This is a genomic window from Rhodococcus sp. KRD162, from assembly GCF_017168335.1.
Taxonomy (GTDB): Bacteria; Actinomycetota; Actinomycetes; order Mycobacteriales; family Mycobacteriaceae; genus Rhodococcoides.
Genome location: NZ_JABFAU010000005.1, coordinates 549,582 through 563,497 on the forward strand (window position 1 = coordinate 549,582; position 13,916 = coordinate 563,497).

General features: G+C 64.6%; 13 protein-coding genes. 3 read left to right on the forward strand and 10 right to left on the reverse strand.

Features of this window, described 5'->3' with window-relative positions:
* Position 1: 1 nt before the first annotated feature.
* Genes J1M87_RS11000 through J1M87_RS11025 form a run of 6 tightly spaced genes read right to left on the reverse strand, consistent with a single transcriptional unit; the run spans position 2 to position 5,621 of the window.
* The gene (locus J1M87_RS11000; protein ID WP_206489558.1) at positions 2–1,030 is read right to left on the reverse strand and encodes a phosphotriesterase; all 1,029 of its coding nucleotides are present in this window, start codon (positions 1,028–1,030) and stop codon (positions 2–4) included.
* Entirely contained in the window at positions 1,027–2,061 is a 1,035-nt protein-coding gene (locus J1M87_RS11005) for an ABC transporter permease (protein ID WP_206489559.1), read from the reverse strand. The genes J1M87_RS11000 and J1M87_RS11005 overlap by 4 nt, the downstream gene beginning before the upstream one ends.
* Positions 2,058–2,840, reverse strand: a complete 783-nt coding sequence (locus J1M87_RS11010) for an ATP-binding cassette domain-containing protein (protein WP_206489560.1) — start codon at positions 2,838–2,840, stop codon at positions 2,058–2,060. The genes J1M87_RS11005 and J1M87_RS11010 overlap by 4 nt, the downstream gene beginning before the upstream one ends.
* A gap of 4 nt (positions 2,841–2,844) precedes the next feature.
* Complete coding sequence (locus J1M87_RS11015) at positions 2,845–3,858, reverse strand: substrate-binding domain-containing protein (protein WP_206489561.1); 1,014 nt, start codon at positions 3,856–3,858, stop codon at positions 2,845–2,847.
* Positions 3,855–4,751, reverse strand: a complete 897-nt coding sequence (locus tag J1M87_RS11020; protein WP_206489562.1) for a carbohydrate kinase family protein — start codon at positions 4,749–4,751, stop codon at positions 3,855–3,857. Before J1M87_RS11020 ends, J1M87_RS11015 begins: the two co-directional genes overlap by 4 nt.
* A 3-nt stretch (positions 4,752–4,754) precedes the next feature.
* The gene (locus tag J1M87_RS11025) at positions 4,755–5,621 is read right to left on the reverse strand and encodes a BtpA/SgcQ family protein (protein WP_307830778.1); all 867 of its coding nucleotides are present in this window, start codon (positions 5,619–5,621) and stop codon (positions 4,755–4,757) included.
* 203 nt (positions 5,622–5,824) lie between these two features.
* Here J1M87_RS11025 and J1M87_RS11030 point away from each other — a divergent pair, with 203 nt between their 5' ends.
* Entirely contained in the window at positions 5,825–6,850 is a 1,026-nt protein-coding gene (locus J1M87_RS11030; RefSeq protein ID WP_206489563.1) for a LacI family DNA-binding transcriptional regulator, read from the forward strand.
* Here the strand turns inward: J1M87_RS11030 and J1M87_RS11035 are convergent.
* The 3 genes from J1M87_RS11035 to J1M87_RS28585 are packed head-to-tail and all read right to left on the reverse strand — an operon-like array spanning position 6,811 to position 9,957.
* Positions 6,811–7,908, reverse strand: coding sequence for a M20 family metallopeptidase (locus J1M87_RS11035; protein WP_206489564.1), 1,098 nt, complete (start codon positions 7,906–7,908; stop codon positions 6,811–6,813). The genes J1M87_RS11030 and J1M87_RS11035 overlap by 40 nt on opposite strands.
* Positions 7,898–8,752 carry an alpha/beta fold hydrolase gene (locus tag J1M87_RS11040; protein WP_307830779.1) on the reverse strand — a complete coding sequence of 285 codons (855 nt, stop codon included), beginning with the start codon at positions 8,750–8,752 and terminating at the stop codon, positions 7,898–7,900. The genes J1M87_RS11035 and J1M87_RS11040 overlap by 11 nt, the downstream gene beginning before the upstream one ends.
* On the reverse strand, positions 8,752–9,957 hold the full coding sequence (locus J1M87_RS28585; protein ID WP_206489566.1) for a lipase family protein: 1,206 nt from the start codon (positions 9,955–9,957) through the stop codon (positions 8,752–8,754). Before J1M87_RS28585 ends, J1M87_RS11040 begins: the two co-directional genes overlap by 1 nt.
* A gap of 68 nt (positions 9,958–10,025) precedes the next feature.
* Here J1M87_RS28585 and J1M87_RS11050 point away from each other — a divergent pair, with 68 nt between their 5' ends.
* Positions 10,026–10,784: a tryptophan-rich sensory protein gene (locus J1M87_RS11050; protein WP_206489567.1), complete on the forward strand. Its 759-nt coding sequence runs from the start codon at positions 10,026–10,028 to the stop codon at positions 10,782–10,784.
* Here the strand turns inward: J1M87_RS11050 and J1M87_RS11055 are convergent.
* Positions 10,766–11,338, reverse strand: a complete 573-nt coding sequence (locus tag J1M87_RS11055; protein WP_206489568.1) for a hypothetical protein — start codon at positions 11,336–11,338, stop codon at positions 10,766–10,768. The genes J1M87_RS11050 and J1M87_RS11055 overlap by 19 nt on opposite strands.
* Before the next feature lie 218 nt (positions 11,339–11,556).
* Between J1M87_RS11055 and J1M87_RS11060 the strand changes: the two genes are divergently transcribed.
* Positions 11,557–13,899, forward strand: coding sequence for a pyruvate dehydrogenase (locus J1M87_RS11060; protein ID WP_206489569.1), 2,343 nt, complete (start codon positions 11,557–11,559; stop codon positions 13,897–13,899).
* Positions 13,900–13,916 lie beyond the last annotated feature (17 nt).

Sequence of the window (13,916 nt, forward strand, 5' to 3'; positions counted from 1 at the left end):
TCTATCCTTTTCCGGCGCTCTCGAAGAGCGACCTGGGGTTGTCTCGCATGAGCGAGGAGACGTGCTGTGGATCAATTCCGCTGCGCACCAGTCGTGCCGCGAACGAGACCGGTACGTAGGCCAAACCGTTGCCGCCGAAAGCGCGGAGCATCGATTTGAGGAACAGGTCGTGACTGAGGAGTAGTTGCCGCCGGTACCCTCCGCCGATGAGACCGGCGACCGCAAGAGCGGTGTCGGCGGGCGAGGGAGACTGCCCCTCGCCGGGGAACTCGAAGGGCATGCCGATCATGTCGAATTCCAGGTACACCCCGCGATCACCCAGTGCGCATTGGTAATCGGGATCATTGCCCGACGGGTCCATGTGGCAGAGCACCACGGCACTCGGCTCGACACCCATCTCGTCTATGACGATGTCGAGCACCTCGTGCCCACGCCGTTGCCAGCCGGGAAGGTGAACGAACAGGGGTACATCGACCTCTCGTTGGGCGACGCATGCGGCGCGCAGCGCCTTCGCCTCGGCGGTGGTGAACGAGGGCGAGACCCCGATCTCTCCGATCACGCCGGGTCTCGGTCCGTCATTGCAGGTGAACTCGGCGATCAGCCCCGACGCGAGATCGTCGACGCCGAGAGATGCGACCTCGGCGGGGTGTGTGGGCTCGAGATACCACCCCGAGCCCATGACGACTCGGACGCCCGATTCGCGGGAGTACCGTTCCAAGATCTCGGGTCGACGCCCGATCCCCGGCGGTGTCAGATCGACGATCGTCGAGCCACCGTTGTCGGCGAACGCTTTCAGGTCGGACAGCACGGCCACCGCGTCGTCCACTCGGCAATTGTCTGCGCTGTGATACGGGTTGTCGTGCAGAAGCCAGGCGTGCTGGGCCGAGATCGGTCCGGAGAGTAGCTGCGCCACCGTAGGATCGGGTGATTCGGAGTAGGCCACCGAGGCATCGTTGTGCAGATGCTCGTGCGGCAGAACCAGCCCCAGTTCGCTGGAATCGACCGATCCGGTGACCGTCTGGACTATCACTGTCTACCCGGTGCGTTCTGTAGGTGCTTGAACAGCGACGCCAGCGACTGCCCACGCATGTTGATCCAGATGGCCACGAGCAGAACGATTCCGGTGATGATGGGGGTCAGGAAGGGGCTGACACCCAGCAGGGTCAGTCCGTTGGCGATGATGCCGGTGAGAACGGCACCGATCACAGTACCGATCACAGTGCCCCGCCCGCCGAACAGGTTGGTGCCGCCGAGTACAACCGCTGTGATGACGGTGAGTTCGAAACCGTTGGCGGAGTTGGCGGAGCCGGATCCGAGCCGTGCGGCGATGAGCAGGCCGGCGATACCGGCAGCCAGACCGGTGAACACCAGCGTCATCATCAGCACTCGGCGGGTGTTGACACCGGAGCGTCGAACGGACTCGACGTTGGAGCCGATGCCAGTGACGTAGCGGCCGAAACGGGTGCGGCCCAGAGTGACTGCGCCGATGATCACCACGGCCAGCGCAACCCAAGCACTCGCCGAGAATCCCAGCCAGGATGCGGTCCCGAGTTTCGCGAAGGCAGTGCTCGGGGGAATGGGAACAGAGAAGCCTTCGGTTCGATACAGCGCGATGCCGCGGATGATGGACAGCGTGGCGAGGGTGACGATGAACGGCGGAATACCTTGATACGCCGCGAGCCAACCGTTGACCAGTCCCCATGCCGCGCCCATCAGCGGTGCTGCGACGAAAACGACCGAGGAGTCGACGCCGGCAGAGATGAGTTCGGCGCTCATTGCGGCGACGAAGGCGACTGTTGCACCGACGGAGAGGTCGATCTGGCCGGTGGTGATCACGAACGTCATCGCGACGGCGATGATCAGGACCGGTGCGATCTGCGTCGCGAGGTTGGAAATGTTGGTGAACGTCAGGAACGACGACGTCGTGACCGAGAAGACGATGGCGACCGCCACCGTGACCGCCAGCATGGCCAGCGTCGGCTTGTTGGTTTGCTGCCACAGTGAGGGCCGCGCAGCGAGTTTCGTGACGCTCGGCTGGGCGGTCTTGTCGACAGTGATCATGGTCGGCCTTCCGTCGTGGACGGTGAACGCTGGGGAACCGGAGTGCGAGTGATCAAGCCGACGAGCGACTCGATGTTCAGATCCCCGATCGGTTCGTCGTCCACGCTCTGCCCCTCGTACATGACGGTGATGCGGTCGCAGACTCGGAACAGATCCTGCAGGCGGTGCGTCACCAGAATGACGCCGACGCCTTGGGCGGCAACGTCCGTGATCAGTTTGAGCACTGATTCCACTTCGGCGACAGCCAGTGCGGCGGTCGGTTCGTCGAGGATCAACACGTCGGGTCGGAACGACACGGCGCGGGCGATGGCGACCGTCTGCCGCTGTCCGCCCGAGAGTTGTCCGATCTCCTGGTACGTGGACTTCACCTTCACGTGCAGGTCCGCGAGGATCTTCGCGGCGCGTTCGTGCATGCCGTGACGGTCCAGGAACGGTCCTTTGCGAGGTTCCCGTCCGAGAAACAGGTTGCTCGCGACGTCGAGGGTGTCGCACAACGCCAGGTCCTGATAGACGATCCCGATCTTCTGCTGTTGTGCATCCAGTGGCGTCGAGAAACGAACCGGTTGTCCGTTGACTCGCATCTCACCACCGTCGTGTTGAACGGCGCCGGCAAGGATTTTCATGAGCGTCGACTTGCCGGCGCCGTTGTCTCCGACGACTCCGAGTACTTCGCCGCGGGAGAGCCGAAGATCGACTCCCTGCAACGATTTCACCGGGCCGTACGATTTGGTGATTCCCGATAGTTCGATCAGTGGTGTGGTCGGATCATGTTGTGCCATAGAGCTACTTCTCCAGGTAGTACATGTAGTCGCCAACGTTGGCTGGGGTGACTATCTGCGTCGGGACCGGAATGTCTGCGGGCACGGTGCCTCCGCAGCTCAGGTCGATGGCGGAGTTCATTGCTTCGTATCCGAACTCGAAGGTGTTCTGCTGTACGACGCCTTCGAGCCAACCCGCCTGCAGTGCAGCGACGGCTTGATCCGACAGGTCCCAGCCGACGGCCTTGATTCGGTCCTGTGCGTTTTGGCTGTTCACTGCGGCGACCAGGCCGATCAGCGCGGGTTCGCCGGTGGCATAGACGTACTCCATGTCCGGGTTGCCGGTGAGTAGGTTCTCCGCTGCGGTCTGCGCGTTTTCCTGAATGTTGCGGCCGTCGACCACGGTTCCCACGGTCATGCCGGCGGCGGTGACGGTGTCGGTGAAGCCCTTCTGGCGTTCGAGCTGGATGGTGCTGTTGAGCGCACTGACGATGCCGACGGTCCCGGTGTCGTTCGCGAGCTCGGCCAGCTTGTCGCCGATCTGAGCACCTCCCTCGGCGTTCGCAGTGCCCACCTGGGTCGAGATACCAGGTGCATCGACGATGGCATCGACGGCCACCACCGGGATTCCGGCCGCGGCGGCCTTGGCGACGGAGGGCTTGATGCCGTCGGTGTCGATCGCGGCGACGATGATGGCGTCGACATCGGAGGCGATGAGGTTGTCGAAGGCATTGGCCTGCGTGACGGAATCGTCGTTGCCGCTGATGATCTGGAGGTCGACGCCGGCTTCGTCGGCCACCCTCTGTGCAGCGCTGTTGATCTGGTTGAAGAACAGTGCCTGCAGATTGATCGTCACCAGGCCGACCTTGAGGCTGCCGGTCTTGCCCTCGCACGTGTCAGCGACCCGAGAAGGCCCAGGAATGGAGGACGCGGCCGAGTCAGTGCCGCCCGTGGTGTCGCTGGTGGAGGCGGAGTCGCAGGACGTGAGGGTGAGGGCGAGTGCTGCACCGAGAACGAGGGGGAGTGCGCGTTTGATCATCGGATCTCCTGAAGGTCGACAGTGGCGGGGGTGGCGGTGAAATTGTTCAGTTCGGTGATGCTGGGGCATCCGCGTGGTCCGGCGGTCGCGCAGGCCAGAGCTGCCGAGACTCCGGCGAGTCGGGCTGCCCGAGCCGGGGGTTCGCCTGCGTCGATGAAGGCGATGTAGGTGCCGCAGAAGCAGTCTCCGGCACCGACGGCGTCGACGACGTCGACCGGTACAGCGGGTTCGGTGATCGTCTCACCCGAGGGTGTCACCAGCGTCCACCCGTGTTCGCCGTCGGTGACGACGAGGTGGGTGTCGTACTGGGCGGTCAGCGTCGACCACCGTTCGGCGTCTATGCCGAAGCTGTTCTGCCACAGGCTGCGTCCGACGATGACGTGATCGGCGAGGGCGAAGGCATGCAATGCGGCATCGCGATCGTCGCATCCGTCGAGGTCGATGGCCAGGCTGACATTGTCGGGTAGCTCGGGTGGGAGCATCGCCGCTCGGTAGCCGTCGACGAACAGCCGTCCGCCGTCGGCGGAGAGCGTGGTCAGGACGGAGGCCAGGCGTCGAGTGTCGTTGGGATCGTCCTGGCTGATGATCGAACGGTCGCCACCGTCGGCGATGAGAACGACTGCGGTGGAGAGAAATGCATCGCGCGGTGACCAGCTGGTATCGACTCCGTCGCGTTCGAGGCCGGCGAGGAATTCGCTGGACCTGGCATCGGGGCCGACTGCGCCGGCGAAGGCGACGCGGGCACCCATGCGGGCTGCAGCGACCGCGGCGTTTGCGGTCATGCCGCCGTCGATGGCGTCGATGGCGGTTGCCTGCACCCGCTCTCCGAGTACCGGTACATGGGGAACGTGAACCGTCACATCGTTGTTGGCGTAGCCGAAGAAGACGATCATCTGCTACTTCCCTGCGGCGGTGGCGACGGCGCGGACCTTCTCGCCTGCGACGCGACCCCACCAGCGGGCGTTGTCCTTCACCGAGGAGGCGATGATGGCCCCGTCGCATTCCTTCATCAGCTCGCCCACGTTGGCGGCGGTGATGCCGGATCCGATGATGACGGGGAGTGTGGTGTTGTTCTTGATCACCGAGACCTCGTCCACGGAGGCGGCGTCGCCCGTGCGTGAACCGGTGGCGATGAGGACATCGGCGTCGAAGAACTCGGCGTCCTCGGTCTGTTCTGCGATGGTGCGGTCTGCCACAATGGCGTGCGCACCGTGTTTGACGTGCACATCCGCGAAGATCTTGACGGGGTCGGCACCGATACGGTGCCGGAAGCGCGTGGTTCTGGCGGCCTGGCCCTCGATGAATCCCTCGTTGGCGATATAGGCGTTGGCCCACTGGTTGACCCGGACGAAGCTTGCGCCTGCCGCCCATGCTGCGGCCACGCCGCATTCACCGGCATTGGACAGGATGCTCACGCCGACGCGGCTGCCGAAATCGCCGACGACGGCGGCAGTCACGACACCCATGCTGGCCGCGGTTTCGTAACCGTGTTCGCCCGGCTTGAGAAAGGGTATGTCCCAATGGTTCTCGACGATCACGCCATCGAACCCGTTGTCGATGTAGGCGTGTGCCTCGGCCAGGGCGAACTCGGAGATCTCGTCGACCGGCCGGCCCTTGTAGTGCGGGCTGCCAGGCAGTGCGGGCAGGTGGATGGCACCGATGAGCGCCGGTGTCGAGGCGAACATCTCGGCCAGTGCCGACGGCTTGCTCGGAAAGACACCCAGCGAGGGGGCTGGGTTTCGGTCCGACGGGGACGTGCTCACGTAGGGGGCTCCTCGGGTGTAGACCTCGGCGACAGGCGATGTAATCGATTGCCTTGTATGTATGCACCGTAAGGGATCGACACCGGTCCGTGTCAAGGAATTCTCAATTCGTTTATGTAAACGATTACCTCTATTGTGTAAACAGCGCCGCAAGCGACCGAACGGTTCGATAGCCTCGGGTCCACAGTGAGAGTAGGAGTCGGATGCGTAAAGCAACCATTCGCGACGTTGCGGAGCGCGCGGGCGTTTCGACGGCCACAGTGTCCAGGGCGCTCTCGGGCTCACGTCCAGTCTCGGAGGACGTCGCCGCGACCATCCGGCAGGCAGCCGAGGAGCTCGGCTATTCGGGCAACATCATCGCTAGCTCTCTGCGCCGCAACAGGACCGACACCATCGGGATGGTGGTGCCGAGCATCGCCAACCCGTTCTTCACCTCGCTCGTCGTCAACGTCGAACACGTCCTCTCGCAGCGTGGACTGCAGTTGTTCCTCTGCGATTCTCGATCCGATCCGGACGTCGAAGCACAACGGCTGCGCAGTCTGGTATCGCGTCAGGTCGACGGCATCATCATCAGCCCGTGCCACGGCGAGCGGTCCGCCGAGGCCGTGCGCACGTCCGCGCGTGCCATTCCTGTCGTTCAGCTCGACCGCTTCGCGCTCGACACCCACACCGACTGGGTCGGCGTCGACGACGACGCCGCACAGGCCCTACTGATGGATCACCTCGTTGCGCTGGAAGTTCGGAGTGCTGCCTTCATCAGCTCCGAGTTGACGAACTCGTCGACAGAGTTGCGGCGAGCTGGGTTCTTTCGACATGCACAGCGGGTCGGTATCGAGACCCGAGACGAGTGGACGCTGTTGGGTGACTACTCGATCGACTGGGGACGCGAGTCGTCCCGGTCGATACTCGAGGCCACGTCACGACCCGATGCGGTGGTGTGCGCAGACGACCTGATCGCGCTCGGTGTCCTGCAGAGTTGTCAGGCGCTCGGGCTGTCGGTTCCGGCCGATGTCATGGTGACCGGATTCGACGATATTCCGTTCTCGGCGTTGAGTAATCCGCCGTTGACCACCATCCGTCAGCCGCAGGAGCGCATCGCGGCGGAGGCTACTCGGCTGCTGGATCAGGCGATGAACAGTGACGAGACCGGGACCGCACACATCGCTCTGCAGCCGGAGTTGGTGATCCGTCAATCGACGGTCGGCCAGGCCCGAGTCACCGCACTGTAGGCGGCGATCGCTGCATCGAGCTCGTCGATAGCCACTGTCTCGTCTGCGGCGTGCATCAGGGCCGGTGTGCCCGGGCCCCATACGACGATCGGTGCGCCCGGAGCGGCTGCAGCGATGATCGAGGCGTCGGTGAAATAGGTGACCGGCTCGCGCGCAACGGAATGCGGCAATTCGGAGATCCAGATATTGCCGCCGTCGGTCCGGACTCCCGGCAGGTCGATTCGAGCGTCGACCCGATCGACCTCGGGTTGCTCGCGCCACCACGACAGCAGTTCCGAGCCGTCGCCGACAGTTCGATGATCGACGACGACGTGCGCGGTATCGGGAACGATGTTGGGGGCGGACCCGCCGTCGATCAAACCCACATTGAACGTCTCGGTGCCCAGGAATGCGTCGGTCGCCACGGGGAGCTCGTCACGTGCTCGAGCCAGGACGTCGACGAGCTTCATGATGGCACTTTCGCCGCGCTGGGGTGTACTGCCATGTGCAGCAACGCCTTTGGTGGTGATATCGAGCCACAGTGCACCGCGATGCCCCAGGTGTACTCGGTTGCCTGTTGCTTCGGGTACGACGACCGCGCCCACCGAGCACTCCTCGACGGCGTGCCGCGCGGCGAGAGCTCCGAGCGAGCCGATCTCCTCGTCGCTGGTGAGCAACAGTGCCGCGGGAACGCCGCCTTCGAATGCGTCGAGCACAGCGGCCGTTGCCGCCACCAGGCCCGCCTTCATATCGGATGTACCCCGGCCACGCAACACGCCGTTCTCCACATCGGCGGCGAACGGATCGAACTGCCAATTCGAAAGATCGCCCGCTGGAACGGTATCGACGTGGCAGGCGAACATCAGCCGCTGCGCTTTCGGGTGGGCGTCATTGGTGATCAACAGCCACGGATGCGGGCCGTCTCGATCCCCGTCGACGGTGATCGCGGCCGTGCGCGCGTTCAGAACGGATACGACGGCATCCATCGCCGAGCGCTGGGGCTTCGGGTCGCCGGAGACAGTGCGCTGAGTGACCAGCTCGGTGAGCATGCCGACGGCAGCGGCGGGATCAAGCGTCATGGGAGGCACTCGACCGCACGGCGGCGGCAGCCGCATCCGGTGCATGTGTCGGGATCCAGTGCGAGACGCCGGGCAGCACCGTCATCGTGTATGTCGCGTCGACGTACCGTTGGGTCCGCTCGACGGCTGACCGGCCGATGAAGATGTCACCGTCGCTCCAGACCATCGAGGTGGGCACGGTGATGCGCAGGCGTCCGATGCCGGGACTCGAGAACGGTATTCCCCGATACCAGGTGACCGCGAAAGGCAGTGCCCCGTAGTCGATTATGTCCGCCTGCGTAGTTTCCAGCTCGGATTCGGTCATTCCGCTCTTCTCGTACCATCTTTCGGCGTTGCGTCCCGGTCGTGTCATCCATTTCTCGGGCAGTATCGGCAACTGGAAGAACGCGAAGTACCAGGAGTGCAGAATCTGCTTCGAGCCGAGCAGAGCCGTCATCATGGCACCAGGATGCGGAACCGAGAACGCAGTCAGTGAGGACACCAGCTCCGGGTGCCGGCCCGCGGTGACCCAGGCGACCATCGCTCCCCAGTCGTGCCCGGCCAGATGGACCGGGCGGCCGATGGCGTCGATCAGGGCGACGACGTCACCCACCAATGCGCCGACGCGGTAGTCCCACCGACTCCTGGGCCGGGCCCGCGGCGAGTAGCCGCGCTGGTCCGGTGCGACAGTGCGGTATCCGGCCTCGTTGAGTATGGACATCACCGCCGACCACGATGCCGCCCGTTCGGGAAAGCCGTGCAGCAGCACCACAACCGGGCCGTCGAGAGGTCCCTGGTCGATGACGTCGAACACCAGACCGTCATGGATGTACTCGGTGATCCGCGCCGAATCGGAGCCGCCCATCAGCATGTGCTCGGCACCGATTGGCCGGCGAACTCGGCCGCGAGAAATTCCATGGCTGCCTTGTCGCTGACATCGTGGCCCTGTTCGGGCTGCTCTTGAGCGACGATCGGATCTCCCAGAGCGCAAGCCCTTTCGACGCCGGCGGCAGTCCACTGCGGTAGCACGATGTCGTCCTGCGCACCGTAGGCCACGAACATCGGGAACTGGGTCGGCACCTGCGGGAGTGTGTAGCGTCCGACGAGGTCGAGCAGCTTCTGCTCGGCTTGCTCGGAGTCGGCGGCGAACTCGTCAGGGGCCATCGCCTGTACGGCGCTCTCCTTGGCGTCGGTGTCTCCGCCTTGGCAGGTGAGCAGGAGTTCGCTGTTGGCCTCGGCGACGCTGCCGCTGTAGTCCTTCGGATCGACCGTCGGGTCCACCTGCTGTGCGCCGTAGAGCAGGTACGGCAACAGTTCTTTCTGCGGCCTGGTCAGTGTTCCGTCCATCCCGGACCGAACCAGGGGCGTGAGGTCTGTCGGCGGAGACAGCGACACCGACGCCACCAGATCCAAGCCTTGGCCGTAGGATGCGGCGAGTTCGTTTGCAGCCCATGCTGCTTGGCCGCCCTGCGAGAGGCCGACGGCAGCCCAGCGCGTGGACGTGTCGGGCAACGCGTTGTGGGCGGCGCGGGCGGCGTCGATCATGTTGTGGCCGGAGGTGCGCGGCTCGAGATACGGGTGGGTGCCACCGCCGGTGCCCAGACCTTGGTAGTCGGGCAACACGGTCACGTAACCGAGCGCGGTGAAGTCCTCCACGGCGAATTGATAGCCGAGCAGATCCGGGTACAGGGTGGGGCCGCAATCGGCCTGCACTCCGGTGGTGCCGTGCCCGTAGACGACGATCGGCCAACCCCCTTCCGGCGGTGTGCCCGCCGGTACGGCGACCACACCCGATACCGCGGTGGGGGAATTGTCGACACCCGATGTCGATTCGTAGACCACTCGGTACAGCGTGGCATCGGTATCGGCGAGCTCGGTGGATCGCTCGCCGAAGTCCTCGGATTCGAGAACGGTGCCGGGCGTCCCCGTCAGGTCGTACCGAGGAGCCGGTGGGGTGGACGTGTCGGATGGCGTCGGCGCGGACTCCGGTGTGGAACTGCAGCCCACTCCGGCGGCCGCCACGACGCAGCAGAGGGCAGCAGCAGACAGTGAGCGAGCGGAGATGTGCACAACGTGTGTTTACCAGAATCGAGCTCTCGCCGGTTTGCGCCAGAATCATTCCGGGGATCTGTTCACCCATGAAGACAGTGGTAATGGTCAGTGCCGTGGCGGCCGTGGTCGTGTCGTTTCTGGGTTCGGGAGCGTGGATCGGGACGCCCATTGCCGAGGCCGCAGGCGGGGCGTTGAGCGCTACCTCGACGTTGGTGGCACCCGCGGGCCCGGCGTTCTCCATCTGGTCGGTGATCTACACGGGCCTGATCGTCTACGCCGTCTGGCAGTTCCTGCCGGGCCGAACTGCGCGGCACGACGCCTTGCGCGCGCCGATCGTCGCGTCGATGCTGCTCAATGCGGCGTGGATTCTCGCAATTCAGCTCGGGCAGGTGTGGCTCAGTGTGGTGGTCATCGTCGCGTTGCTCGCCGTTCTCGTCCGTGTGTTCGTGCTGTTGCAGCAGCGCACACCGGAGGGTCTCGCCGATGCGGTGATCACCGACGGCACCATGGGTCTCTATCTGGGGTGGGTGTGTGTGGCCACCATCGCGAATATCTCGGCGTGGTTGGTAAGCCTGGGAATCACCGACGGTGCGAGGGTTTGGGCGGTCGTCGTGCTGGTTGTGGCAGCGGCAGTCGGAGTGTTGTTGGTCCGGTATTCGAGCGGCGCGATCGCCCCGACGCTGTCGATCGTGTGGGGGCTGGGGTGGCTGGCACAGGGACGTTTGTCCGGCGAGCTGACCGACGCCACTGTCGGGTGGACTGCAGTCCTCGCGGCCGCAATAGTCGCGGTATCGACCGTGGGAACGAGGTTGCGATCGAGTGGGTTTCAGACCGTCTCGGTGTAGTAGCGACCCCATTGCGTGTGCAGGAAGCTTGACAGAGAGTCGCGCGCCTGCGCATCGGAATCAGTGGCGCGCCAGGCGACATGGCCGTCGGGCCGGACGAGAGGTATCGCCGCCGCGATGTCGGCCCGCAGTTCGGTCGATCCGGGGACGTTCGGGTGCAGTCGTCTCGATCGGCTCATGTGCTGGGCAAGTTGGCCCAGGCTCAGGGACCGCAGCCCGAGGAGCAGACCGTACGGACTCGGCTCGAGGGCTTCGTTCGACGGCATATCGAATTTCTGCGAGACCACCGTGCGCTGTACCTGGGCGTGGTCCGCGAGGAAGAGTTCGGCGAGGCCGGGGTCGAGAGCGCGCTTCGGCAGGCCCGCGCTCGTCGGTGCTGCGATCTCCGGGTGGACGGGATTTCTCGATCGCACCGCGGAGGCCTTCTTCGAATCACCGGATGTCGAATTGGACGCCCTGGTGGCGTTGATCGTCGACGCGTTCGAGGCGGTTGTCGAGTCCGCTTCCCGCCGAAGCGATCGATCCGAATGATCAGGACGACAAGAAGCGATCACCGAATGGGTGTGCAATGTGTGCAGGGTGCACAATCCGATCGGTCACTGTTGCGCAGCAGGTGAGCCTCTGGTCGACTGGAACCGGCCGCGTTCCCAGCCGCGACCGACTCGGCGCTTCGCAATCCGAACGCTCGCCTGAGGGGGTGACGGGGCCACATCCGGTCCTGTCTCGTCCACTCGATGGGCCCTTTCGTCGCCAACTTCAGGAGTCTTCGGCCATGACCAGTCTCAGCTCGACCGCAGACGATTCGGCCGCCGGTGGGCGCGAAACCCTGCACGAGATCTCCGAACGCGTGCTGTGGCTCTCGACGTCGATGATTCACCACGCCAATCGAATCCGCCCCAATCCGACGGGGTTGAAGGTCGGTGGGCACCAGGCGTCCTGCGCCTCGATGGTCACGATCATGACGTCGCTGTGGTTCGAGCAGCTGACCGCAGCAGACCGCGTGTCGGTCAAACCGCATGCGTCGCCGGTGCTGCACGCCATCAATTACCTGCTCGGTGAGCTGGACGAGAAGTATCTGACGACGCTGCGCTCGTACGGCGGTCTGCAGTCCTATCCCTCGCGTGCCAAAGATCCCGATGCAGTCGACTATTCGACGGGGTCGGTGGGCATCGGTGCCACGGCTCCTATCTGGGGTGCGATATCGCGTCGTTTCGTCGACTCGGCATTTTCCGAAGACACCCCGAGTGGGTTTCGCGGCCGGCAGTATTCGCTCGTCGGCGACGCCGAGTTGGATGAAGGAGCCGTCTGGGAGGCCGTCATCGATCCCGGCATCGGCGAACTGGGAGAAATCGTCTGGATCGTCGACCTCAATCGTCAATCGCTCGACCGAGTGGTACCGAACATCGCGGCGCGGCGTCTGGAGAAGATGTTCGACGCGGCAGGCTGGCAGGTCATCACCGTCAGGTTCGGACGGCTGCTCGAGAACCTGTTCGCACGTAGCGGTGGTGACGCCCTCCGTCGACGCATCCTCGACATGCCCAATCCCGAGTATCAGAGGCTGCTGCGTTGTTCGGCGACCGAGTTACGTGATCGATTGCCCGGCAAGAGTTCCGATGCCGAAGCGATCGCCGAACTCATCGGCGATCTCGACGACGTGATGCTCACCGAGGCGATTCGCAACCTCGGTGGTCACGATCTCGACGCATTGCGTGAGGCGTACGCGCAGATCGACGATACTCGTCCCACCGTCGTCATCGCCTACACGGTAAAGGGGTTCGGGCTCCCCACCCAGGGGCATCCTCAGAACCACTCGTCGCTGCTGACAGCCGATGAATATCGCTCTCTTGCAGAGACTCTCGGCATGGACGCTGCGTCACCGTGGGGTCGATTCGGCGAGGGCACCGCGGCCGGTCGGCTGTGCGCCGACACCGCCGAACGTCTCCGCCGTGAGCCGGTGCCCTCGGCGACGCCGCCCGCAGTCCCCACTGATATCGGCCGTACTCCGAAGGGCACGGCCACGACGCAGGCCGCGCTCGGTCGCACGCTGCTCGACCTCACCCGTGAGGCGCCCGATGCTGCTCGACGCGTTGTCACGGTCAGCCCCGATGTCAGCTCCACCACCAACCTCGGTGGCTGGGTCAACAAGGTCGGAGTGTGGTCGTCCTCGGAGCGGCACGATTGGTTCGGTGACGATGCCGAAACCATCATGCATTGGCGTGAAGGCCCCTCCGGGCAACACATGGAACTCGGTATCGCCGAGACCAATCTCGTCGGGCTGATGGGCGAGCTGGGTGCGACGTGGAGTCGGTGGGGTGAGCCGCTGTTCCCGATCGGGGTGATGTACGACCCGTTCCTCGAACGTGCCCTCGAGCCGTGGTCGTACGGCATCTATGCCGGTGGTCAGTCGATCCTCGTCGGTACGCCGTCGGGTGTCACCCTGGCCGCGGAAGGCGGAGCGCATCAATCGATCAAAACTCCGTCGATCGGTCTGGAGCAGCCGGGATGCATCTCCTACGAGCCGGCGTTCGCCATCGACGTCGAATGGACCTTGCTGGCGAGTATCGCCAAGCTGGGCCGCCCCGACGGCACCTCGGCGTACCTGCGCCTGTCGACCCGGCCGGTCGATCAGACCCTCGCCGACGTGCCCAGCGATCCGGCTGCGCGTGAACGCAGGCGTCGGCAGGTGGTGGCATGCGGCTACCCGCTCGTTCGGCGTGACGGTGCCACCGTGACGATCGCGGCGATGGGTGCGCTGATGCCCGAAGCTCTGGACGCGGCAGCACGTTTGGAGCAGATCGACGTCGTGGCGGATGTCCTGTGTATCACCAGCCCCGGCCAACTCTATCGGGCCGTGCAGGCGCGCCGAGGTCACGGGGACGCCGAATCGTGGATTCTCGATCAGCTGTTGCCCGCAGATCGGGCGACACCGATGGTGACCGTGCTCGACGGTCATCCCCATACCTTGGCATTCCTGGCGGGCGTCAACCGAGTGGCATCGACGTCGTTGGGCGTCAGTACATTCGGTCAGGTGGGATCGTTGGACGAGGTGTACAGGCATCATCACATCGACACGGATTCGATCGTTGGCGCTGCCTTGGATGTCACCGGTCGGTAGCGCCTACGTTCGCTCCT